The organism is Mesorhizobium sp. M0909, from assembly GCF_040319515.1.
Taxonomy (GTDB): Bacteria; Pseudomonadota; Alphaproteobacteria; order Rhizobiales; family Rhizobiaceae; genus Mesorhizobium.
In genome coordinates, this window is the sequence record NZ_JAMYOA010000002.1 from 13,939 (window position 1) to 37,824 (window position 23,886).

Annotated in this window: 15 protein-coding genes and 1 pseudogene; 6 read left to right on the forward strand and 10 right to left on the reverse strand. The window is 61.4% G+C overall.

The annotated features are described in order from the left end of the window. Positions 1-83: 83 nt before the first annotated feature. From soxR to NKH83_RS31585, 3 genes are all read left to right on the forward strand, one after another. Positions 84-509: a redox-sensitive transcriptional activator SoxR gene (gene soxR / locus NKH83_RS02725; RefSeq protein WP_502895522.1), complete on the forward strand. Its 426-nt coding sequence runs from the start codon at positions 84-86 to the stop codon at positions 507-509. 1,162 nt (positions 510-1,671) lie between these two features. Next, on the forward strand, positions 1,672-2,295 hold the full coding sequence (locus NKH83_RS02730; RefSeq protein ID WP_352478388.1) for a Crp/Fnr family transcriptional regulator: 624 nt from the start codon (positions 1,672-1,674) through the stop codon (positions 2,293-2,295). A 123-nt stretch (positions 2,296-2,418) separates the two neighbouring features. After that, positions 2,419-2,652 (forward strand): DUF6894 family protein, encoded by a 234-nt coding sequence (locus tag NKH83_RS31585; protein WP_502894195.1) that lies wholly within the window; start codon positions 2,419-2,421, stop codon positions 2,650-2,652. Here NKH83_RS31585 and NKH83_RS02735 read toward each other — a convergent pair. After that, complete coding sequence (locus NKH83_RS02735) at positions 2,550-3,062, reverse strand: OmpA family protein (RefSeq protein WP_352478386.1); 513 nt, start codon at positions 3,060-3,062, stop codon at positions 2,550-2,552. The two genes, NKH83_RS31585 and NKH83_RS02735, sit on opposite strands and share 103 nt — an antisense overlap. Before the next feature lie 10 nt (positions 3,063-3,072). Further along, positions 3,073-3,732: a L,D-transpeptidase gene (locus NKH83_RS02740; RefSeq protein WP_254817044.1), complete on the reverse strand. Its 660-nt coding sequence runs from the start codon at positions 3,730-3,732 to the stop codon at positions 3,073-3,075. Between the two features lie 582 nt (positions 3,733-4,314). On the opposite strand from NKH83_RS02740, the gene NKH83_RS02745 reads away from it, so the two are divergent. Next, the gene (locus NKH83_RS02745; protein ID WP_352478384.1) at positions 4,315-4,566 is read left to right on the forward strand and encodes a hypothetical protein; all 252 of its coding nucleotides are present in this window, start codon (positions 4,315-4,317) and stop codon (positions 4,564-4,566) included. An 81-nt stretch (positions 4,567-4,647) separates the two neighbouring features. Here NKH83_RS02745 and NKH83_RS02750 read toward each other — a convergent pair. Beyond that, positions 4,648-4,826: pseudogene (locus NKH83_RS02750) on the reverse strand (FAD-dependent oxidoreductase); the annotation flags it as partial. A 94-nt stretch (positions 4,827-4,920) separates the two neighbouring features. Next, positions 4,921-6,270, reverse strand: a complete 1,350-nt coding sequence (locus tag NKH83_RS02755; RefSeq protein WP_352802004.1) for a PQQ-dependent sugar dehydrogenase — start codon at positions 6,268-6,270, stop codon at positions 4,921-4,923. A 396-nt stretch (positions 6,271-6,666) separates the two neighbouring features. On the opposite strand from NKH83_RS02755, the gene NKH83_RS02760 reads away from it, so the two are divergent. Then, positions 6,667-7,626, forward strand: a complete 960-nt coding sequence (locus tag NKH83_RS02760) for a DMT family transporter (protein ID WP_352478438.1) — start codon at positions 6,667-6,669, stop codon at positions 7,624-7,626. 152 nt (positions 7,627-7,778) lie between these two features. Here the strand turns inward: NKH83_RS02760 and NKH83_RS02765 are convergent, their stop codons facing one another. From NKH83_RS02765 to NKH83_RS02790, 6 genes are all read right to left on the reverse strand, one after another. After that, positions 7,779-8,504 (reverse strand): ABC transporter ATP-binding protein, encoded by a 726-nt coding sequence (locus NKH83_RS02765; RefSeq protein WP_352478380.1) that lies wholly within the window; start codon positions 8,502-8,504, stop codon positions 7,779-7,781. After that, a complete protein-coding gene (locus NKH83_RS02770; protein WP_352478379.1) occupies positions 8,504-9,652 on the reverse strand; it encodes an ABC transporter permease in 1,149 nt (382 codons plus the stop codon). Before NKH83_RS02770 ends, NKH83_RS02765 begins: the two co-directional genes overlap by 1 nt. Beyond that, positions 9,649-10,785 carry an efflux RND transporter periplasmic adaptor subunit gene (locus tag NKH83_RS02775; RefSeq protein ID WP_352478377.1) on the reverse strand — a complete coding sequence of 379 codons (1,137 nt, stop codon included), beginning with the start codon at positions 10,783-10,785 and terminating at the stop codon, positions 9,649-9,651. The genes NKH83_RS02770 and NKH83_RS02775 overlap by 4 nt, the downstream gene beginning before the upstream one ends. A 57-nt stretch (positions 10,786-10,842) precedes the next feature. Continuing rightward, positions 10,843-20,010: an SDR family NAD(P)-dependent oxidoreductase gene (locus NKH83_RS02780; RefSeq protein ID WP_352802006.1), complete on the reverse strand. Its 9,168-nt coding sequence runs from the start codon at positions 20,008-20,010 to the stop codon at positions 10,843-10,845. 273 nt (positions 20,011-20,283) lie between these two features. Continuing rightward, on the reverse strand, positions 20,284-21,021 hold the full coding sequence (locus tag NKH83_RS02785; RefSeq protein ID WP_352478373.1) for a 4'-phosphopantetheinyl transferase family protein: 738 nt from the start codon (positions 21,019-21,021) through the stop codon (positions 20,284-20,286). A 259-nt stretch (positions 21,022-21,280) separates the two neighbouring features. Then, positions 21,281-22,519 (reverse strand): ROK family transcriptional regulator, encoded by a 1,239-nt coding sequence (locus NKH83_RS02790; protein ID WP_352802008.1) that lies wholly within the window; start codon positions 22,517-22,519, stop codon positions 21,281-21,283. Between the two features lie 101 nt (positions 22,520-22,620). Here NKH83_RS02790 and NKH83_RS02795 point away from each other — a divergent pair, with 101 nt between their 5' ends. Beyond that, positions 22,621-23,886 (forward strand): ABC transporter substrate-binding protein, encoded by a 1,266-nt coding sequence (locus NKH83_RS02795; RefSeq protein ID WP_352647474.1) that lies wholly within the window; start codon positions 22,621-22,623, stop codon positions 23,884-23,886.

Genomic DNA, 23,886 nt, shown 5'->3' on the forward strand with positions numbered 1-23,886 from the left:
CTTCAAGCTTTATGGCCCTTGCTACAAGTTCAAGTTAACTTGAAGTCAAGCGGGAATCGTGCTTTCGTTCATGCATGGATTCCATGCTGACCATCACCGACGTGTCGCGGCGCAGCGGCGTCGCCTCATCGGCCCTGCGCTTCTACGAGGAGCGCGGGCTGATCGCGTCCGAGCGGGCCGGCTCGGGACACAGACGCTATCCGCGATCCGTGCTGCGCCGGATCGCCTTCATCGTCTTCGCGCAGCGAATTGGGCTGACGCTGGAGGAGATCGGCGCCGAGCTCGCCAAGTTGCCAGCCGATCGCGTGCCGTCGCGTCGGGATTGGTCGCGGTTGTCGGGCCAGTGGACTAAGCGCATCGACCAGCGCATCGCGGAGTTGCAGCGCCTGAGGTCCGGGCTTACCGAGTGCATCGGTTGCGGCTGTCTGTCGATGGACCGGTGTAGCCTTGCGAACCCTGCCGATATGGCAGGACGCAAGGGGCCGGGGCCGAGGTATTGGCTGGGGTGAGTTGGCAGCGTGCCTGTCACTATTGCAGGACTCGGCAGCGCAAGACTTCGCCAAGTGCGAGACGCTGCGGCCCGGTAAGGTTCAGCGGCGGTATTGTTCGTCGCTGACTTTCTCCATCCGCTCGACGGCCTTGCCATCAAGTGCTTGCGTCGTCCTGCCAGACGGTCGTTCCTTCTAAAAACGCGGCTGCATTTCAGCAGGCCAAGCGAAATAAGGAAATACGTCGAACTGCTCCGGGTGCGGCAGTCATCAACCTCTTCAGTCCCGCCCGAAACGTTTGAGTATTGGAGCCGTTGCGCGTTGGCACAGGCTGATCGGATTGATCCGGCGGTTGGGGAACCTTTCTTGCGGCAACGAAGGACGAAGATGGTGTTTAGGCCATCGGTAATGGTAGCCCGTTCAAAATTTCGCCAATCGTTGGTTGATCGCCCGAACGGTACTGCATTCGGTACCGCATGACCCAAGGCTTTACGTTAAGTATCCGAATTTGTCAGCTTTTTCGGCGCAGTTCGTCCCATCCATCATCGTCGAGTTCGTGGTTGCTCGATCTCGATTTGCTGTCAGGCCGCTTGCCAACGATAGCAAAAAAGCGCCCCCTCAATAGTGGGTGTCGCGATGTAGCGGTCTCCCACTACCAAGAATTTCTCAAGTAAACTTGACAATCGGCTAGCCCTTAAAGCTGGCCGATTGTGTTTCGCGCCATGTTGCAAGCAGCTACCGGTGATTTGCAAGGATTTCCTGCGACACTCGGCAAATCCACGCGACACGCGCGCGACATGGATTGACCTCTTCAGGAACCGGCTTCGAACCTGGCCCTGGCAGCTTGGTTCCTTTCGTTATGCTTGCCACAGAGGCCGCGCGAGCGAACTTGCTGACACGTGGCTACTGGCGCCCAAACTGCCGAAATCAGTCTTGGGGAAAGACCACTACCAGGAGCGATTTGGTACGCATTTCTAGACCAGAACCGTGGAAAGCAAGTCTGCATTTAGACATGTCGGTACGAATCTGTATCTAAGCTCCGATCTGACGCTGAAAAATGCGTTCACCATTGCTTCGCTAGGATCTGAGGAGGATACGATCGCTTGCTGATCGTTAGGGCGCAAGCGGCTGAGAAATGGCTGAGGTGTGCTCGTGCTCTTGCTCCAAAACGGAGGCTGTGAGCATGGCTCAGCTTCAGCAATCGATCCTTCGCAACCGTCTGCTGGCTTCGTTGTCGCCTGACGACTTTGTCCTGGTGCAGCCGCACCTGGAGGCGGTGTCGTTTGGACTGCGCGAACATCTGTTCAGAGCCGATCAAAGGATCACCCATGTCACCTTCCCCGAATATGGGGTTGCCTCAATCGTCGCCGACACCGGGGAAGGACGGTTCGAGGTCGGCATGGTGGGATCGGAGGGCCTGGTGGGTGCCCCCATCGTGCTCGGCGTGGACCGTTCGCCGCACACCTGCCTGGTCCAGGTCGCAGGCGAAGCATTCCGCATTGGGGCGGGCGAGCTACAGGCCGCTATGGACCATAGCCCCGCGCTGCGCGCGCTCCTTCTGCGTTTCGTGCATACCTTCATCGTGCAGGTCAGTCAGACGGCCTATGCCAACGCCGGCTACTCCGTCGAGGAGCGGCTCGCGCGCTGGCTTCTCATGACGCACGACCGGCTAGAGCAGGACGACATGCCCATCACCCACGAATTCATGAGCATTATGCTGGGCGCGCGTCGTCCGGGCGTGACCTTGCAGTGCAGATGCTGGAGGGCGCCGGTGCGATCAGGGCCACGCGTGGTCGCGTCGGGATGAGGGATCGAGCGAAGCTGGAACAGATCGCCGGCCAGTCCTACGGCTCGCCGAGAGGGAATACTCCAACGTATTCCAGTTCCCGATCAAGCGAGAGAGAGATGAGTGGCGGACTTGCGTTACTTCATGAACATTCGTTACCGCGGTCGGCTGATACCCGATCACGAAGGTGACGAACTGGCAAACGTGGAGGATCTGCGCGAGCATGCGCTCGCCACCGCGCACGATCTCGTCTTCCGAACCCGCATGGACAGCCTCTACGACTCGTCCCTCTCATCGCGCAAATTAGACACAACGCGGCGGTTCTGCGACCTGCAGGCGGTGTCCGGGCAGTCGCGGACGAGCCTGTCCTTGCCGTAGCCCTTGGCCCACATGCGGTTGCGGTCTATGCCGCCGGCGGCGAGGTAGTCCATCACCGCATCGGCGCGCTGCTGCGACAGCGCCATTTCACTTGCGCCGGGATCGTCGGCGAAACCCTGCAGCTTGAGCAGCCAGCGCGGATGCTTTGTTAACCAGGCGATCTGGGTGTCGAGGGTGGCCTTGGCGACAGAATCGAGCGCGGCCGAACCTTGCGTGAAATAGGTGCGGCGGCCGACATTGAGGATAAAATCCTCCTCGCTACCCGGCTGCACGTTCTGGAAGCCGGCAACCTCGGTGTTGGTAATGTCAGGCGTGGAAGGGGCGAGCGTGTTGCTGGTCGAGCAGGATGCGACCAGCATCAGCAGGCCGGCAGCGAGCAGCCGGCGCGTGTTTTCAATCATACGGTTCATGAGGCGCCAATCATTCGACAGTGGTGGAAGCGGGCGCCTGGTCGGCGATGTGCGGCAGGACCTGCACCGCGGTGCCGATCGGGCAGCGCTGGTAGAGGTCGATGATGTCTTCCGGGAACATGCGGATGCAGCCGCTGGAAGCGTCGGTGCCGATGCTCCATGGCTCAAGCGTGCCATGCAGGCGGTAGCCGGTGTCAGCGCCGTCGCGGTGCAGATAGAGCGCGCGCGGCCCGAGCGGATTGTTGGACGCGCCGCCTGCGATCATGGGCGGTAGTTCCGGCCTGCGCTTACGCATTTCGGGGGGCGGGACCCAATCCGGCCACAGCGCGCGGCGGTCGATCGTCGCGCGGCCGTACCATTTGAAGCCGTCCTTACCGACGCCGACGCCGTAGCGGATGGCGGTCTTGTTTTCCATGATGACGTAGAGGAAATGGTGGCGGGTATCGACCACGACGGTGCCGACCGGCTCGCTGCTGAAATACTTGACGATCTGGCGATGCCATCTCTTGTCGATCTTGGCGAAGTTGGTCTTGCGATAGACAAAATTGTTGTCGCTGGCGGTACCCGCGAAAAAGGATTTTGCCGCCGCGGCTTGAGCAATATTGCTGGTTGCACCCACCGCGACCAGCGCCAGGCCGCCGAGCACGACACCCCTGCGTGACAAAACCATCGGCAATATCCCCCATGCCAAAAGCCTAGCTCAACCATAGTTGAGAATTACTTCGCCTCAAAGTGGAAAATGCCGCGTTGCTGCAGTCCGCCGGAAGCGGACTGGCGGGAGGTGAATAGCTGCCATTCCAGCACTCCGCTGTACGCGCCCGCCGGTGCCGCAACGAAGCTGCGCCCAGTTAGCGTTGAGCACGAATGTGCATGACGGAGACGAGCCAAATCCCGTCGTCGACTTTGGTGATTCCGAGCCTCTGGCCGGCGAGCGTTGCGCTCGAAGCAGAGCGGTCGCTCTATTCTGCCAGCCTCCTGCATAGCCGCATTCCATCGCGATCGACTGCATCGCTCTCAGAAGGCGCTCGGCGGCGGAAACGGCTAAAACGCCTGCTTTTCGTCGGCAGCTCAGCCGCTTTCCGTCGAAGGGTGAACCCGTTGCCTAGTCCGAAATGGTTACTTGCGCTACAGCTAATGTAGTCACATTCTTGGGCAGTCGGAAGCCGTATGGATCGGCCAGGCGCGAGTATCGTCTTCGCCTGCGTTTCAAGGCAGTCGACCACACGTTTGCGGTGCTCTAAGGGAGAAATCAATGAGATTGGCGATTATTTGTGCGGCAATGGTGATTGCCGTATCCACCGTCGCCGTTGCGCACGAGAAAAAGAGGGTGGTCAACACAGCGTCGGCCTGCGCCGACCTGTCGCGCAGCACGATCAAGAAAACCAGGGAAACAAAGCTGGATCGCAGTTCAACCGGAACTGTCTCCAGCGGGATTTCGAAAGGCAAATCGGAGCCGCGCCTGGGCTATGAAATGGTTAATCCTGCAATCATATCGATCTATTAGCTGCGGAAAAGCAGGCAAGTCTATCGACGTGCAGGCTACGCAGGCTTGATCCTGCGGGACAGAAGTTGCCACTGCCTGCGCTCAATGTTTGATGCGGTCGCGCAGTGCGTACCAAAGCATGCCGAGCACGTGGAGCGGGCCGCTCAGCGCCGTGCCGCCAGGGAACGGCAGCGTCGACAGGATCACCCCTTGCCCGAATAGCCATGCGCAAAATAGACCTCGCCGTAGCGACCGACATGCGGCAGACGCGGTGTCGTCACCTGGCATTTGCATCGAGTCGCAGCCGACTGAAAGTCATATCGGGCGTGGCGCTGTAGCCGAAGGCTGAGGTTGGACTCAGAAAGGCACCTGCGCTCAACGGCCATTCGCCCGGCGGACCCGCCAGATGACATTACCGACGTCATCGGCGACGAGCAGTGCGCCAGTCTGATCGATAGCTACGCCGACCGGACGGCCCATCGCCTCGCCATTACGCCCGATGAAGCCAGTGAGCACATCTGTCGGAGGACCGCTCGGTTTGCCACCACGGAACGGCACGAAGATCACCTCATAGCCGCTATGCACGCTTCTGTTCCAAGAGCCGTGCTGGCCGACGAAGGCGCCGTTGCCGTAGGCCGGACCGAGCCGGGCGCCTTTGGAGAAGGTCAGTCCCAGCGAGGCGGTATGAGAGCCCAGTGCGTAGTCGGGCTTGACCGCCGTCGCCACGAGATCGGGGCGCTGCGGCTTGGCGCGTTCGTCGACGTTCTGTCCGTAGTAGCTGTAGGGCCAGCCATAGAAGGCGCCGTCACGAACCGAGGTCATGTAATCCGGCACGAGGTCGTCGCCGATCTCGTCACGCTCGTTCACGGCGACCCAAAGCTCGCCAGTTTCAGGATTCCAGGAGAGCCCGTTCGGGTTGCGCAGGCCCGAGGCGAAGACCCGAGTACGACGGCTCGACCGATCCACTTCAAGGACAGCCGCGCGGTTCTTCTCCGCGGCTATGCCGTTTTCTCCAACGTTGCTGTTGGAACCAACGGTGACATAGAGCTTGCGTCCATCGGGACTTGCGATCACGTCCTTGGTCCAATGATGGTTGAGGTCCCCGGCCGGCAAGTCGATGATCTTTTCCGGCGACGTGCCGGCTCGGGTCTGGCCGTTGGAGTAGGGGAAAGCGACGAGCGCGTCGGTATTCGCGACAAAGAGCTTGCCTTTGGACAGCGTCATGCCGAAGGGCGAATTGAGGCCTCCCGCGAACGTCGTGCGCACATCCGCAATGCCATCGCCATCTGTGTCGCGCAGGAGCGTGATGCGGTTAGCACTTTTGGTCGCGGCGCCGGCCCGCTTCATAGCCAGGTCCATGAAGACCTTTCTGAGACTAAAGCCTTCGTCATGCTTGGCAGGGGCATTGGTCTCAGCAACCAGCACGTCGCCGTTCGGAAGCACATGCAGCCAGCGCGGATGGTCGAGGCCGGTGGCGAAGGCGTTCACTGTCAGCCCCTTCGCCGGGGTCGGCATACCTTCTTTCTGCCAGCCTTTCGCCTCGGCGATGTTAACAGTCGGGATCAGCGTCGGTCTTGGTTTCGGTAAGGTGGGGTTGGGGCCATAGCCGGTTATTGCCCCGGTTTTTTGCGCCGGCCCGGTTTTTTGCGCCGGAATACCGACGCAGCTCGCCATGACGGCTCCCAATACCGCCACGAGTACGCTTCCTCGGAAGCCGGCATGCATCGGACGTCCTCCGCATGGATCTGTGTCGCGCTCTTTGTGCAAACGGAAGTCAGTGGCTTATTCTTCCAATTGCTTCGAAACAGCGGCGCGTGATCCGAGGGCCAGGAATTCGCGACAGATCTGCTCTCGGTAGAAATATGGCGCGAGGAGATTGTGGCAACCGCCCGAATATCTGTCGCGCGATATGAATCTCACATTCGTATCGCGCGAAATCGATACGGCTTGCGCTTTTCGGTATCGAGTTGCTCATGGGCCAACATGCGTTGGAATGGAACGAGACCGTGAACGGCGGGACCCACAATGACCCACCGATTGCACTGGCTGGTGAAACAGCTGTTGTCGCTGCTTAGCAAGGCGCTGCAAATCTGCTAAAGTCTGCGATGGGAGGAGACGGATATCCAATCGCTGCCGATAGCACATCCAAGTGTAGCGAAGGCGACACCCGGCGCATCACTTCCGCTCGCCTATTCCCTCGCGACGCTCTGCTGGCTCCTGTCGGCCGGCGTCTATATCGCCGCCAAGTGGGTTGCCCCCGAGATGCCGCCCTGGGCGCTCTGCTTCTGGCGGCTGACGCTTGCCTGCGCGATCCTGCTGCCTATCGTCCATCGTCATCACGGGGCGATGCTCGTGCTGATCCATTCCCGGGTGATCGAGGTGCTGGTCATCGGCGCCATCGGGCTGACCTTGTGTCAGGGCATGATCTACACGGGCCTCAACTACACCAACGCGACAACCGCCGGCATCATCATGGCGCTGTCGCCGATCATGACGATGGTGCTTGCCCGCTTCGTGCTCGGCGAGCCCCTCGGTGTCTGGAAAGCGCTTGGAGCGCTGGTCGCTCTGGCCGGGATGGTGGTGATCGTGGCGCGCGGCGACCTTGCCGCGCTGATGCAGCTGCAATTCAATCCCGGCGAGTTGTGGATCGTCGGCAGCGCCTTTTGCTGGGGCCTTTACACCGTGCTGCTGCGTCGCGCCAAATTCGCTATCGAGCTTCTGCCGATGGTGGTCCTGCTGCTGGGAGCCGGCGCGCTGGCCGCACTGCCCCTTTATCTCTGGGAACTGTTTTCCGGGGATCGTTCGGCGCTGCATGCGAACGGCCTGCTGGCCCTCGCCTATGTTGCTGGCCCGGGCGGCGCCCTGATGTACTATCTCTACAACCGTAGCGTCGAGACGCTTGGCGCCGGGCGCGCCAGCATGCTGCTCTATCTGCAGACCGCCTTCGTCGCCGTTCTCGCTTATCTGTTCCTCGGCGAAAGCTTGCACGACTACGATCTCGCCGGCGCCGCCCTCATCATCGCCGGCCTGCTGCTCGCCACCGCGATCAAGCCGAGGCAGCGCACGGTGCGTGTCGCGTAGTGAACCTCAGCACCGCCGCTTCGGCCAGCAACTCGTAAGTCTTTGACAGTCCTTTCGGCCGGTGCAGCCCATGACATTGAAGGCGGCGCGTGTTGGATCGCCATAACATCTTCTCTGCGGGAATACCGCGCCATGGCCGCGTCGAGCGGTGATCAATGCCGTTCAGCCATCATGCCAAAGGGAGACGGCTCTCGTGCCCGCCCATCCTCGAGCTCGAGCATCGAATCGAAATACGTCTTCCAGCGCGTATCGTGGGTCACAACGCAGATCGCGACATTGCGGCTGTCCGCCAGATGCCTGAAAACCTTCATCACCATCTCCGCCCGTGTACCATCCAGTGCGGCGGTAGGTTCGTCGGCTAGAATAACGGTGGGATCGTTTGCCAAGGCCCTGGCGATTGAAACGCGCTGCTGTTCGCCGCCGGAAAGTTGGGAAGGATAATTGGAGCCGCGATGTTCGATGCCCAACGCGGCGAGAAGCCGGCTGGCTCGCGCCTGCGCCTGCTGGCGACCGACATCATTGACCTGCATGGCGATGGCAATGTTTTCGGCGGCCGTGAGAAAGGGGATCAGGTTCGCTTTCTGGAACACAAACCCAAGATGGGTCCGCCTGAAGGCCCGTAGCTCGTTGAGCTTCGCACCGGGACGCGAAATCACCTTGCCGTCGAACAGGACCTCTCCCGTTGTCGGTGTCTCCAGCAGACCGGCGATCATCAGCAGCGTCGTCTTGCCGGAGCCGCTGGGCCCGACGATACCGGTAACACTGCCGGGGCTCAAGGTCAGCGAACCTGCCGCCAACGCGGTGACCGGCGAGCCGCCGCTCTCGTAGACCTTGCTGGCGTTCCGAACCTCCAGCGTGGCGAGGCGGCGCTTCGACATCAGGCCAACACTTCCTGTGCACGGACCGCGAGCGCGCGACGAATCGCAAACCAGCTGGCCGCAAGGCTGAGTGCCATCAGCACGAACGACAACACGCCAAGATCGGATTCGGTCATCAGCACAGTTCTCGGAAATCTCGGATAGATCGTAAACGAGATGGCTATGGCCAGAACGAGGCTGCAAAAGCCGATCAACCCCGCCTGCTGCGCAATCATGCCGATGATCACCCGGTCACGGGCGCCGATCAGCTTCAGAAGTGCTATCTGCGCGACCTTCTCGATTGTCATCGTATAGATGGTCAGTGCTATGACGGCGCAGCAGATCAGCAGCGTCATCGTCGTGAAAGCCAGGATCTGGACGCGGAGCTTGCCGAGGCGGCCGTCCAGTAGAAGCGTTTCCTGGTCCTGCTGCGTGAGGACCTCGACGTCGCCCCAGCGTTTGATCGAGTCACGCACGACCTCCTTGTCAGCGCCCGGGAGAGTTTCGACGATGACCGCAGCGACACTTCCGGTCTCGTCGCCGAGACCCATGCGCGTCTTGCCCTTGGCCGCACGGTTGAGGAGGATCGCCTCGCTGGGCAGCAGTCGGTTGATGACCTGCGCGTCCGGGATGGTGACGAACAACAATCCGTCGCCACCCATGTCGACCTGCCCGGCTGACACGCCGACAATCGTATAGCTATCTCGTCCAAGCCGGATCTCGTCACCCACAACTAGGCCTAAAGTCTTGTCGGCTATGGCCTCGTAGCGATTTGATTGGAAGTACCGGCCGGCGATCAACGGTATCCAGCTGCCACTGTCGCTTGGATAGTCCACACCAGTGACGGACATTCGCAGCGGAAGCCCGTCAATTTCGAACTGCTGGTTGTATTGGATGAACCGCCGCGTTGCCGCCACACCGGCCACACCGGCCACGCGGCGATCGAGATTGGCCGGTACGGCGGAGGATTCGGCGAACGGTCCGGACTTTCCCCCTTCGACGACCCAGAGGTCGGCACCAATGCCGTCGATCACGATCAAGGCTTCGTAGACGATGCCGCGATACATGCCCAGCATGCCGATCGTCGCCGCCATCAGCAGGCCGACGCCGAAAACGGTCAGGATGAACCTCAGCAGGTTATGCCTGATATCTTTGACCGCGAGATTCACCTGCTCAATGCCTGGAGGTTAACCGCTTGGTACTGGAAGCGGCCTGTCGGACTGAGCACGACATCGCCGACCTTTAGGCCGCGCGTGATCTCGATATCGGTGCCGCTGGAGTAGCCCAGCGAAACAGGAGCCCAATAGGCCCGCCCGTCATGTGCAATCCAAAGACCCACCCGTCCCTGGTTTCTCGCCAGGAACCGCTGTGGCACCGCAATGCCCGGTGACGGCGATTCCGCTTGGATGGTGACGCTTGCACGCTGACCCACAGCCCAGTTCGCCGGCACCTCGCGCAATTTAAGATCGACCGTGAACTCGCGCGTCTCTTGATCGACCTGCCGGCCGATCCGCGCAATGGAAGCAGCGTAGGGCCGTTGCGGATCCGATGAGAAGGTGACTTTGGCTACTTGCCCCGGCCGAAGCGACCCCATCGCGGATTCGTCGAAGCGTGCCATGACCAGCAATGACGTCGGGTCGACGATCTGCATCAGTTCGACGCCCGGAGAAAGCAGGTCTCCCACCGTGCGGCTGCGGGAAACCACCACCCCATTGACAGGCGAGCGTATCGAGGTTTCGCCGAAACGGCTCCGTATCTGCTCGACCTCGGCGGAGGCGGCCGCGGCCTGGGCCTTTGCGCGCTCGATGCTAGCGGTCGCTCGCGCCAATGCGGCCTCGGCTTGCTTCTGGGTGCCTTCGAAGAGGTCGAACTCGGCCTGAGAAATCGATTTGCTGGCGAGCAGGCTCTTCCTGCGATCCAGATCTGCCTTTGCAGTACGGGCGGCGATAACCAGCCGGTCACGCTCCAATTCGGCCTCGCGCACGCTCTCCGCAGCGGCCCGGTCGTTGGCGACCGCTGCGGCAAGCTGATACTCGATTTCAGTCGCGTTTAGCGTGGCGAGGATATCGCCGGTCTTTACCTCGTCATTCCGGTCGACGCGAACGTCGGCCAGGAATGCCTGGATCCTTGCCGTCACGACGACCTGGTTGGTTGCACCAAGGAGGCCGGGTCCGGCGATTTCACGCGCGATCAGCCTTCGCTGGGCGACATAGGACTCCACCTGAGCAGGCCAGATATACCAACCAGAAAAAAGCCCGACTGCCGCCAGAACGGCAAACAAGATTAAGATGAAGCGAATCACGTGCCTTTTACCTGCACCGGCTTCCACCGGCCCCGCTGACCCTGAATCGACGCATCACTATATCGCCGCCTGCTCGGCTGCATCGACCGCCGGTTGCCCAGCCAACAGCCGTTCGATGACTTCCCTCAGGATATCTTCTGCTTCTGCACGGTCATAGCCCAATTGGTCGAATATCAAGGTCAGACCAAGACCGTTCGCGGTCGGAAAGGTACGCAGATCCATCTCGCTGGTACGTGGTTTTTCTCGTCGCATGTCAGGCAGGGGCGTCACTTTGAACATGCCGAGATCAAGTTCGCCACTGGCATGGGCCCTTTGAAGCGGGGCCGACTGTGTGGCGCGTGTCCATCTGTCGACTGTTTGGGTGCCGGCGACGAAGAGGGAGGTATAGGAGCCCTTGGCCACGACTTCGTCATGCACGTCTCCGAAGTAGTTCGAATCCATGAAGGGCGCGAACTGGATAGCCTCTTCGATCCCTTCTCCGAGCGAACCGGCTAGCGCTTCGATTGTCTCGAACCGCGACAGCCGCGCACGCACGGGGACGTCCGAGGCGACGAAATTGACATAGTTCTCCAGCCGCCGGTCGTGGCGCAAGGCTGCTGGAACCTGCATCACTATATCGTCCACGCCGCCGCGCGCCCCGATGGTCTGCGCAAAGGCCGCGATGATCATGGCCGTTTCCGTCGTGCCGGCTGCCCTGGCACGCTTGCGCAGCGCATCCTGCTGGTCGCTGGCTATCGAGAGCGTCACGTCCTCGCTAAGGCTGCAATCGATCAGGTTGACATTCGTCCGCCGGCCTTTCGCCTTGCGCCCGAGATTGGGAATTTGCGGCAAGGGCTCGGCGAATACCTTGCGCAGGAATGCGTCTCGCCGTTCGAACGAACCGGGTTTTCCGACATGGTCGAAATCCCGGATGAATCGGTCGATACTCATTTCCACCGGATCAAGAGGCAGGCCGAGATAAGCCTTGACTGTTTCCTCGACGATGAGGCCGAGGGAATAGCCGTCAATAACGAGATGATGTGCCTTGGCGACGATAAGGTCGCTCTCGGAGCCGAACCGGATGACGGTGACCCGGAACATCGGCGCCTGGATATCTATGCCTTCCTGCGCGAGTTCGGTTGCGCGCTCTAACGCTTCGGATTCGTCGGCGACTTGCTCGACCCTGAAGAAATCGGTCGGGGTCCTTTCCAGATACGCGCCGTATCTAGCCCCCTTGCGGAAGAACCGGGTACGCATCACCTCGTGTCGCGCCATGACCGTTTCGATCGCCCGTCTGAGACGATCGGCGTCCATTTGCGGCCGGATCTTGAACTCCTTGCTTACAATGAATGCGGCACGCGCATGCGAAGTCGCGTCTGGATGTTCCTGGAAACGCAGTAATCCCAATTGCGTGCTAGTTACTGCTATCTCTCTTTCGACGTTGGGCACGCCGTTGAGCGGTGAGCGCTCGACATCCTGGCCTCCACTCGGCTGACCAGACCACTCGCGCAGACTCCAGCCCATTGCGATGGGCACCAGGCGGCCTGACGTTTCGAGCTCGGAGGAAAGCTCGTCGAGAAACTGATCGAGTAGCAACCGCGCTGCTGCTTCTTCGACGACGTCGAGATCCACGGTCAGCCGGCAGACAACGCCGGCTTCGCTGGTCGCTGCGGACAATTGTATCTCGTGCGCGGATGCGGGGATCGCATCGAGAGGATGGTCCAAGGCGGCGAGCGCCGTAACTTGACTACGGTCGAGAAAAGCGAAGCCGAATTGGCGCAGCGAAACATGGCGAATGCGCAGATCTTCTTCGAGCGCCAGTTCCAGAGACGACGTATCCATTGACCGATGCGCGTGGCCGTTTGCGTCGGCACGCTCGACCTTCCTCAGCAGATCGTAACCGAGTTCATTCATGGCTCGCAGGACAATCGGATAGGACCCATCCAAGGGGCCTATCAATCCGCTTGGTGCTCCCTGCCCGCGCTCGCTATACCAGCGGTCGACGACGATTGATTGGAGCGAGAGGCGGCTTGCCAAGGCCTTGGCATAGGCGGCCAGAAAGCGCGCGGCCGTCAACTCCGATCCCGATGCGAATGCTGCTGCTGGAAGCGTGATCTCCAGCAACCCGACACGGCCCCTGTTGGTTCCCATACCGACGGGAGACGCGGCACGACTGCGGCCGGGGATCGGTGCGATCGCAGGCGCGTGGTGAAGTATCTCCTTCCAATAGGCGAGGTCGCGACGATACTCGCTCGATCCGGGCATCGGATGAGCTGTGCGCGCATAGTCGGTAAAACTAGGCCCTGCTTCGACCGCTTCTGCTTCGCCTTGCACAAGCTGCGCAAGCAAAAGATGAACCGACAACGTGTCCGCAGCCGCGCGATGAGCCCGGATTTGTAGCTCGTGACCGCCATCCTGCCGCTGCCACGCGCCGATCCGCCATAGCGGACCAGGCAGCGCCACATCGCCCAAACGACCGCCCGGCGAAAGCACTTCAACAATCGGTTGAGCCTCGAAGCCGATCTCCACGGCGCCGGACGCCGATATCGCACCGGTCATCCGGAGCGCGTCGTGTCGCTCGACCAGTCGCGCCAATCTTGTCGCAAGCGCGGCCAGCGACACGCCAGGCTCAATACTCGTCTCGACCAGGATCTGATTGTCCGCCTTTGCGACCGCCGACGACATCGGCAGTCCATCCAGCATCATCGCATTGACCTGGCGGCCAAGAGGCCGGAAGGCTTCCTGCGCTGCAACGCCATCGGAACTCGCTTGTGCGGCCAGGACCTGCAAGGCGGACGCCTTCAGCTTCGCCTCAAAAGCGGAAGCAACGAGGCGCGACAGTCCCGCGATCGTCGGCGCTTGCAGGAACTTGGCGACAGGGATGTCGACTTCGACCTGAGCCTCGACGCGGTTTTTCAGTTCGAACGATGAGAGGGAGTCGAGACCGAGCTCACTGAGTTTGCGGTCATCCGCCAAGGCGCTTGCCTCGACCTTGAGGACTTTCGCCACTTCGCGCCGGATCATGTCGGCGAGCAGGTCGTCCCACGCCTCGCGCGGCGCGGCTGCAAGCTCGGCCTGAATGCGAGACCGCCCTCCGGTTCTGTCTCCAAGCAGCGACGAAATCCTCGGATTCGTCGCTGCGCCGGGGTTCGTGCGTGCGATCGCAGCCCAGTCGATATTCGCAAAGCCGAGATTCTCCGATCTGGCGCGCACAAGATAGGACAGGGCCGCCGCCGCTTCAGAATCCTGAACCGGCTTGATGCCTACGCTATCGAGATAGTTGGTCATTGCTTCCGACCTGGCAACGAATCCACTGCCGGCGATCATGCCCCAGGCGGTGGACGAGCCGGCCAGGTTGCGACCCCTGCGGTACGTGGCGATTGCGTCCAAAACAGAGTTGGCCGCTGTGTAGTTGGCCTGCCCAGACGAACCGATAACCTGCGCGATCGAAGAGAAATTCACGAAGAAATCCAGCGGGATATCGTGTTCGACAACGGCGACGTGCAAGTTCCACCCGCCGGCTATCTTCGGCCTCAGCACACGGTCGATCTTGCCTGCATCGAGCTGCGAGACGAAAGCGTCCTCGATCACCGCGGCGCCATGCACGATGCCGCGCAAAGGAGCGTCACCCCCAGCATATTCGCCGATCAGCCTGCCGACGGCAGTGGCATCGGTCACGTCCAGAGCGGCGCGAACAATGCGCGTGCCACGTTGCTCCATGATCTCGATAGCCACAGCCGCTTCGGCATCTGGAACACCGCTTCGATTGGCAAGGATGATGGTTCCCGCGCCTTTCTGACTGAGCCACTCGGCGATCGCAACGCCAAATCCCTTGAGCCCACCGGTGACGAGGTAGGAAGCCTGAGCGGAGACGGCGAACTGTGCGCCTAGGTCAAGTTCGATGTCCACGGAAGGTTCGTCGAAAGTGACGATCACCTTGCCGATGTGCAGCGCTCGCGAAAGCATGCGCATGGCTTCCGCCGCGCGCGATGCCGGGAAGCGGGTCGCCTCCAGCGGCTTATAGACGCCGGCGGCAACCTTAGCCTCCACCTCCGCCAGCAATTGTCTGAAGAGGCTCTCCTTCTCGACGGGAAGCGTCGAGAGATCGATGACCGAATAGGCGTTGTTGCGATAAAGCGAGCGAAGCCCGATGGGCTTGTCGTCGGCGAGATCGCGCTTGCCGATTTCGACCATCCGGCCGAAGGGCGCCAGGCACTCCAGGCTCTTGTCGATGCCGTTGCCAGACAGCGCGTTCAGCACCACGTCGACGCCGCGGCCACGCGTCAAGGAACGCACCTCGTCGGCGAAATCGAGAGCGCGCGAGTTCATGACCTCATCCACGCCCCATGTCTTCAGGAAGGCGCGTTTTGTGTCGCTGCCTGCGGTGCCGAAGACTCGAGCCCCCACATCATGCGCGACCTGGATGGCGGCGAGCCCGACACCACCCGAAGCCAGATGGATCAGCGCGGTTTCGTCCTGTGCCAATCGGCCGATATGTTTGAGAGCGTAGTGAGCGGTAAGGAAGGCTGTCGGGAGGGTCGCGGCCTCGATCAGATCAATACCATCGGGTACGCGCATGGCGAGATCCGCCCGGAGCTTGGCGAAGCGTCTGAGGTAGCCCTTGCCCATGCCCATGATGCGATCGCCGGGCTTGAGATTGGTCACCCGTTCGCCGACCCTGCGGACGGTGCCGGCGAACTCCAGCCCGAGATTGCGCCAGTATGCCTCGTCATTCTCCAACTCGTCCGGCAAGATGCTGGTGGCCGCCATGATGTCGCGGAAGTTCAGTCCGACCGCGGCGACCTCGACCATGACCTCGTCTGGCGCCAATTCGGGATCGGCGATTTCGCGTAGTACGATGTTGTCGATGGTGCCAGGCCCCGTCATTGTGACGGCGAAGTTGGAAGAATCCCGCGCGGTCTCCAGCGTCCGCCGCAACGGCGCCATTTCGTGCAAAGCCAGTTGCTCCAGCCGCGGGACATAGCGTTCGGCGCCGCGCAGGACGAATTCCGTCTCTGCGGTTTCCTCCAGCACGGCACCCGAAATGCTCACCCCCGACTGCAGCGATGTGGGATCCGCATCGATAAGGCGGATGCCCAAACCTTTGAACTCGTTTGCCATTGTGCGAGCAATGCCGATCAAGGCGCTCTCACTCAGGCCTGAAAGGCTCATCGGCTGGTCACCTTGCACAAGCCGGCTGCCGGACGTGACGACAACCAGTTCGGGCCGCTGTTCGGACGAACTGTGCAGCCGGTCGATGACTTTTCCAAGCGTGATCAATTGGTGCACGATAGGCGTGATCCTGGCGAGAAGCTCGTCCCCGCCTGCTTTGTCGTCGAGTTTTTCGGGGGTGGCGGCGCTGAACAGGATGCCACCTGTCCCACCCGATTTGGTCATGAATGCCCGGATCGTGGAGAGCGCTTCATCCGCATCGAGGTTGAGGAACGGCGCGGGGTTTGCGACCTCGACCGTCGCTCCGCGGCTAACCAACTCCGCCAATGTCGTTTCGAGGCGCTGCGTTCCATCACCCACCACCAACCAGTGGGCGCAACGCAATGAGGGCGCTGCCGGTTTGGCTTCCTGCTTCTCGAAATGCTCCTCGAAAACACTGGACCCCGAGCCGGCACCCTGCTTGGCCCTGCTGCCCCTGACCTTGCCCAGCGCCTTTGTCTGAAGGTTGTCGAGAACGATGAGCGGCTGCCCTTCCGGCGAGAACACACTGAACCGCATCGAGTACGGGTCGAGACCCGGCTGGATATCGACGATCACCTCGGGCGTCAAAGGAGCGCCCAGCAGGATCTTGCGCGCGCCGGTTGGCAGGCGCAACTGATACTGGGCCTTGTCTTCATTAGCCGGCGGCAGCGATTCACCTGGAACCCACACGCCGTCTCGATGTGAAGCCAGGCCGATGCCGGCCTGGAGCACCGCGTCCAGCAATCCGGGGAAGGCGAAATACTGCTTCGCCAAGTTGGGATCCTTGCTTGACAGCCTGGCAACCAGGCGGTCGCCGACAATGTCGAGTGCGTTCACCGACTGGAAATAGGGACCGTATTCAAGCCCGTGCCGTTCGGCGAGACGGTAGAATTCCGTCTTTTCGACTAGGTTCGGGCGATCCAGCAGCAGGTCGGCGGGAGCTGGTGCAAGTTCATATTTGTGGCTGAAGCCATAAGCTTCGGCACGCGTCCTCCAGCCATCCTCCGAACCTCGATGGAACGTGGCGATGCGCAGCCTGCTACCGACCGGATCGAACGTCGTCGTAAACAGTACGACGTCGTCCTCCGCGATGGAAAGCGCTTCGTACAGTTTGAAATCACGCAGTTCCACGGACTCAGAGCCGAAATGGTCGCGCAGTGCGGCCCCCATGATTTCGATGTAACCGACGGCCGGGAAGAGGCAATCGCCGCTGACCCGATGGTCAGCCAGGAATTTGAAGCCTCTGAGCGTGATTTCGTTGGTCCAGGACGGCGCCGCAGTGAAGTCGCGCCATCCAAGCAGTGCGTGCCGGGGTGCCTCGAACAGGAAGTTCTTGGTTTCCTCGGATGTATTCAGCAGGCGCTGGTTGTTCCAGGGTAACTTGGGAACGGCCACGTGGCCACTCAACGATTTCGGCCGGTCGAATTCGACGCCGGCAACATGAAGGCTGCCCTCGGCCCGCGCCAGCGTCCAGAAATCGTCAGTTTTGCGATCGAGCGAGTTCACCGCGGCGGCGTCTACCCCGCGCTCCTGCGAGATGCCTCGGATGAGCGGCGTCAGCGTGCGGTGCGGACCTATTTCCAGGAAAGTATTGATGCCGAAATCGAGGGTGAAATCCAAGGCCTTGGTAAAGCTGACGGGTTGGCGCAAATTGGCCCACCAGTAGTCGGCGTCGAACTTCGTCTCGAATATGCCGGTGACCGTCGAGATGATCGGCAGACGGCCTTCTTTCCAGGCGACCGGACCCAGTTCGCCGAGGAACCATTCCTTGCAGTCTTCCAGATGCGCGCTGTGCCATCCGAAATCCATGGTCATCCGGCGGGCCGTCGCATCGGGATAGGCTTCCGCGACCTTGGCCAGTACGCCAAGCACCGCGTCCTCCATGCCGGAAATCGTTTGCGCGATCGGGCCGTTGTAGGCGGCAATGACAACGCTTTCGTCACCGGGCAGCAAAGGTTCGAGTTGATGGACCGTCAGCCCTATCGTGGCCATTGCACCGCGCCGCTCGCTCTTCAGCGGGATGAGGCCGCGTTTGGCAATGATGCGAGCCGCCGTCTCGATATCGATGATACCTGAAACGTAGGTGGCCGCGACCTCGCCGAAGCTGTGGCCGATCAGAAGCTCAGGCCGCACGCCGGCCTTTGTCCAGCGCTCGTAGAGGGATATCTGCGTGGTGAAGATGGATGCCTGGGTAACGTCGGCATCGTTGATGCGGGTCTTCGTCTCGTCCCGCAGCATCTCCTCGACGGTCGACCAGCCGACCATCGGACGCAGCACCTCGTCGAACATCTCGGCGGTTCGGCGAAACGCACGGTCTTCCTTCAACAGGCGGCGCGCCATGGCCCACCACTGGCCGCCCTGGCCCGAGAAGGCGATGGCGAGCCGACGGTTGGATGCCCTCCCGGTGATGATGGTCGGCCCTTCCACGCTTTGCTCGATGGCTCCCTTAGCTAATGCGCGCAGTTGGGCCTGGAGCGCGGCACGCTCCGGCTCGACGATGAGCGCGGCCCGTTGCGCGAAGTTATCGCGCGTGCTGCTCAAATGGGCGGTGATGTCTTCGACCGGGGTCTTCGCAAGGGAGCCCCCCTCCTCCAGCGCATCGGCCAGACGGCCTGCCCACAGTTCGAGTCCGGCCGTGCTGCCGGCCGAGATCGGGACGGCTATCGGATGGCCCGCTGTCACCGGCCTTGGCGCACGGTTGGCGTTCGCGGACAACCCCCGCCATCCTTCCACTGCGATGGAGGCATTGGTACCGCCAAAGCCGAAGGAGTTGACGACGGCCAGGACCGGCCGGCCGTGATGGTCGATCGGCGTCGGCGTCGTTGCTACAGCGATGTTGAGCGCGTCGAACGGAATGCTCGGATTCGGGCGCTCGAAATTCCGGTTCGGCAGCACGATGCCCTTTCCCGCCGTCAGCACCGTCTTGATGAAACCCGCAATACCGGACGCTGATTCGAGGTGGCCGAGATTGGGCTTGAACGATCCGACATAGGCCGGCTTTGACCGTGAATTCACACCGAACACGCGGCCGATGGCAGCCGCCTCGATCGGATCGCCGACCGGCGTGCCTGTCCCATGGGCCTCGACATAGTCGACATCGGCCGGATCGATGGCGGCGCCTTCCACCAGCGCCTCCAGCATCGCTTGCTGTGCTTCCCCGCTCGGCGAGGTCAGGGTGGGCGTATACCCGTCCTGATTGACCATCGAATGACGGATCACGCCATAGATCCGGTCGCCGTCGGTAATTGCCCGGTCAAGAGGCTTCAGCAAAACGAAACCGCAGCCTTCGCCGCGCACGAACCCGTCCGCCCTTTCGTCGAAGGTGTAGATACCGCCGGTCGGCGAAAGCATGTTGGCGCTGGAGAATGCGATAAACGGGCCTGGATCGAGCATGCAGTTGACGCCGCCGGCGAGCGCCGTCTCACAGGTGCCGGTGCTCAGGTGGCGCACCGCTTGGTCGATGGCAACGAGCGCCGACGAGCATGCCGTGTCGACGGCGATACTCGGCCCTTTCAGATCGAAACGGTGGGATATTCGGTTGGCCGCGATCGAGAACGCCGAACCGGTGCCGGCAAAAATATCCCCACCACCGACACGTCCGCGGCGCAGGTTCTGCGCGAAATCGTTGGTCGAGATTCCGATGAACACGCCGGTGCGCCCGCGGCGCAGGTCGGCCAATGTGCGCTCGGAATCCTGGATGGCCTCGAAGGCCACTTGCAACGCCAGGCGCTGCTGCGGGTCCATCGATGTCACCTCGCGGGGCGACATGTCGAAGAAACTCGGGTCGAAGCCGAAAACGTCGCTGGCAAGAAACCCACCCCAGCGCGTCCGCATCTTTCCCCGGGCATCGGGCTCCGGATCATAGAAAGCATCGACATTCCATCGATCCGCCGGGATATCGACGATGCCGCAGTTCTTCTCCAGGAGAAAGTTCCAGTACGAGTCCGCGTCCTGGATTCCTCCAGGAAACCGGCAACCAATTCCGATAACTGCGATTGGCTGTGTTGATTCAATGACCTGCTGAGGGCCATCGCCCCCACGATGAATGTTCATGCCCAGACCCCCGCCTAGTATACACCGTGGGTTGCCCAACCCACGGCGCACTTAAAGTCACGGCGTATTTAAGTGCATGTCCTAACGGAAGCTCCAAGAGCAAAACTCGCCAAGTTAGCATTTTTATCGCAAAATGTGTCTTTTAAGCCGATTTGATTACTTTTTAGGCCAATTTGATTAGTTTTTAGGCCGATGTGGCTGCCTTTGAAGAGAACCCGTCCGCTCGATCCTCGTCGCCAAAAACAGGCGTTCCCCGAGGCCCGTTCCGGAGCGTCAACGCAATCCCAAGTCGAAATCGAAGCGGCGTGCGACGACCTGAGGACTGCGTGCACTCCAGGCGACGGCGGCCACGTGGTGCGCGCTTGGGCGGAACTCAATGAGCCTGAGGGGTTCAACCAATTCCAGTGGCGGCGAGAGGATATAGGCCTCGCCGCTCCCGTCCATCCCAATCTCGAGTCCCACCCCGGCGAGGCCGACGCCGGCAGCCTTGAGCACGGCTTCGCGACAAGTCCAAAGCCGGCAGAACATGAGGCGGCGGGCCTCTGGCGCCAGTGACTCAAGTTGTGCGATCTCGCCGGGCGCGAACAGAGAACGGGCCATGGACATCTCGCCGCTCCGCGGGGCGACGCGCTCGACATCGACGCCGACTTGCCCGGCGGCAGCCACGGCCACAAGGGCAAGATCCCCCGAATGCGAAAGGTTGAAGGCGAGGCGCCCGTCCGCAAGGAACGGCTTTCCCTGTGGGGTCTCCCGCAGATCGAGCTCTCCCGGCGCTCGGCCGGTGTACATGGATAGCACCCGGCGTAAGCCGGCATGAGCTGCCAGATGGCGCCGCTGATCCTGCTCGAAAACAAACCGTCCGCCCCTGGTCAATTCGGCTGGATTGAGCACGGCCATGTCCGACTGCGAAAGGGGAGCATCGAGAGCAACCCGCCACACATGGACGTCGATCCCGAGAGCCGGCACCATCCGCCCACCGCCGTGCGGCAAGACAACTCCGCTTTGCTTCATCGTACAGTTCTCCCGGCCGGGCGAGAGGCAGGGCTCGGCCTGCTGCAGCAATACGGCATTGACGACTGCTCCCCAAGCTTTGCCCGTTAACACCATAAACCTACGCGATTCTTGTAACACCTCTCGGCACGCTCATCATCGGCCACGCTCTAACGCGCCAGAGTGAACCAGTCCAAAGGCCGGAGGGACTTGGCTGCGATGCGGGTGCGCACCGATTTGGAACAACGAGCCTCAGAGTACCAACCGAAGCGGAGTCAGGTCATTGAAGCCGGCTGTTGTGGCGCAGCACGAGGCCGACCGCGCCGAGCAATGCGTCGTTCTTCGTGTGCTTGCCAACGATGATCCGCGTGCGCAGCGCCGGGGCCACATCGCGGGACTTGATCAGCGTATGGCGTTCATATGACGCGATCAGTGGCGCCAGGAGAATGTCGCCCGCCAAGGCCATGCGGCCGCCGATGATGATGAGCGGCGGATTGAGCACCGAACCGATCAGGCCAAGGCCACGGCCGGCGAACTCGGCGGTGTCCTCGATCATCCGCAGCGCCCTCACGTCGCCCTGCTCGGCCATCATGATCACATCGTCCATCGTGACCGGCCGCCGAACGATGCGCGAAATCTGCTCGAGCGGCCGGGCAAAGCTGGCATAGAGCTCCAGGCATCCGCGATTGCCGCACCGGCAAAGGTCGCCGCCGGGATCGATGCTGATGTGCCCGAATTCGCCGGCGCCGCCGGCGATGCCGCTCACCAGCCGGCCGTGCTGGACAATGGCCCCGCCGACGCCCAGATCGACCTTGAACAGCACGAAATCGTCGTGGCCGACGGCCGCACCCCACATCAGCTCGGCAATGGCCGAGCAGTTGCTCTCATTGTCGGCGAAGATCGGCTGTTCGAGGACCGGCCCGAACACATCGCGGATGTTGACCCCGGCCCAGGTCGGAACAATACTCGCGCGCAGCACCACTCCTTCGCGGCTGACTGGGCCCGAGACGGAGACCCCAACCCCCAGGAGCCCCGCCATCGGCAGACCGTTCTCTTCGTAGCATCGGGCAATTACTGACTTGGCGAGCTGGGCCGCCTGTTGCGGCTGGTAGTCCAGACCCATGGGGATAGTTTGTTCGGCAACGAAAGAATGCGAGACGTCGGCGACGACGCACCGCATCTCGTCGAGGCCCAGGTGGATGCCGACGCAGGTGCCCGCAGCGGGATTGAGCGTCAATGCCGTGGCCGGTCTGCCAATGCCCCTGGCCGCGTCATGATGGGCCGAGGATTCGATCACCATCCCTGACTTTCTCAAGCCGTTGAGCGCGGTTGAAACCGTCGACCGCGCCAAACCGGTAATGCGGGTAATTTGCGACGCGGAAAGCACGCCGCGCTCGCGCAAGCATCGGACGATCAGGCTCTCCGGCGACGCGGACGGCCTGTCGATCAGCCAATTTCTAAGCGAAGGTTTGTTCATGATGAGCACAAAGCATGTTGACTGATAGCTCAAATATGTCATCTTGGAAAGAATGGAGATTACTGCATCTCACAGGCCACGACCTCAAATCGCAGGCCACAAGCGGTCGATACGAACCGTGCATCACATATGGGAGTGAAACGATGAAATACCTGAGGACGGCCTTTGCGGCCGCTACCGCCTTCACCTTGATTACCGGAACAGCGCTCGCGGAGCCGAAGACCAACCTCTTGCATCAATGGGCCACCGGATCGGACGCCCAGGCTATCGCCAAGCTCGGCGAGATGTTTACCGCCAAGGGTGGCACCTGGCAGCAGACCTCCATCGCAGGCCATACGGCCAATACATTGGCCAAACTGCGTGCCGATGTGATCGCCGGCAACGCACCTCCCGCTGTGCAGCTAAAGGGCCCCGAGATCGCCGAATGGAACAAGACGGGCATGACAGCCAATCTCGACGACCTGGCGAAGGCGGAAAATTGGGAGAAGGTCGTCGCTCCCGAATTGCTGCCGGTGATGAAGCCGACCGGGAATTGGGTGGCAGCGCCGATGAACATCCACCGCATCAACTGGCTGTGGGCATCGCCGAAGGTCATGAAGGATGCGGGCGTCAACGAGATGCCGAAGACATGGGCGGAGTTCAACGCCGCCTGCGACAAGATCGTGGCCAGCGGCAAGATCTGCATTTCACACTCAACCGCCGACTGGACCGACTCGACGGTCTTCGAAGTGGTCGTGTACGGTCAGGACCTCGATCTCTACAGGAAAGCTTTCGTCGAGGGCGACGTTGATGCCATGCGCAGCGACGGCATGGTCAAGGCCTTCGAGCAGTTTCGCACCATGACCTCGAAGTACATGGACCCCGGCATGAACGGGCGTGACTGGGATACCATGTCGCATCTCGTCGGCCGCGGCGAGGCCGCCTTCCACATCATGGGCGACTGGACGATCGGCCTGCTGACGGCCGGCGGCTTCAAGGAGGGCACCGACTATGTCTGCGCCCAGGCGCCGACCGATTGGGGCAAGCCCGGCTTCATCTTGAATTCGGACTCGGTCGTGTTCTTCAAGCAGAAGGACCCGGACTACATCGAGGGACAGAAGCTGCTTGCCAGCATCATCCTGTCGCCCGAATTTCAGACCATTTTCAATCAGACCAAAGGGTCCATCCCGGCCCGCCTCGACGTCGATCTTTCGAACGGCTTCAATCCCTGCCAGCAACTCTCGCAAAAGGATCTGCAAGCCTCGATCGCCGCCGGCACGCTCGTCCGTTCGATGGCGCACAACATGACGGTGCCACAAAAGGTCCGCGGCGCAATAATGGACAGCATCACCGAGTTTGTAGCAACGCCGGATATGAGTGCGCAGGACGCGGCCAATGCGATGGCGGATGCGGCCGAAGCGCAGAAGTGA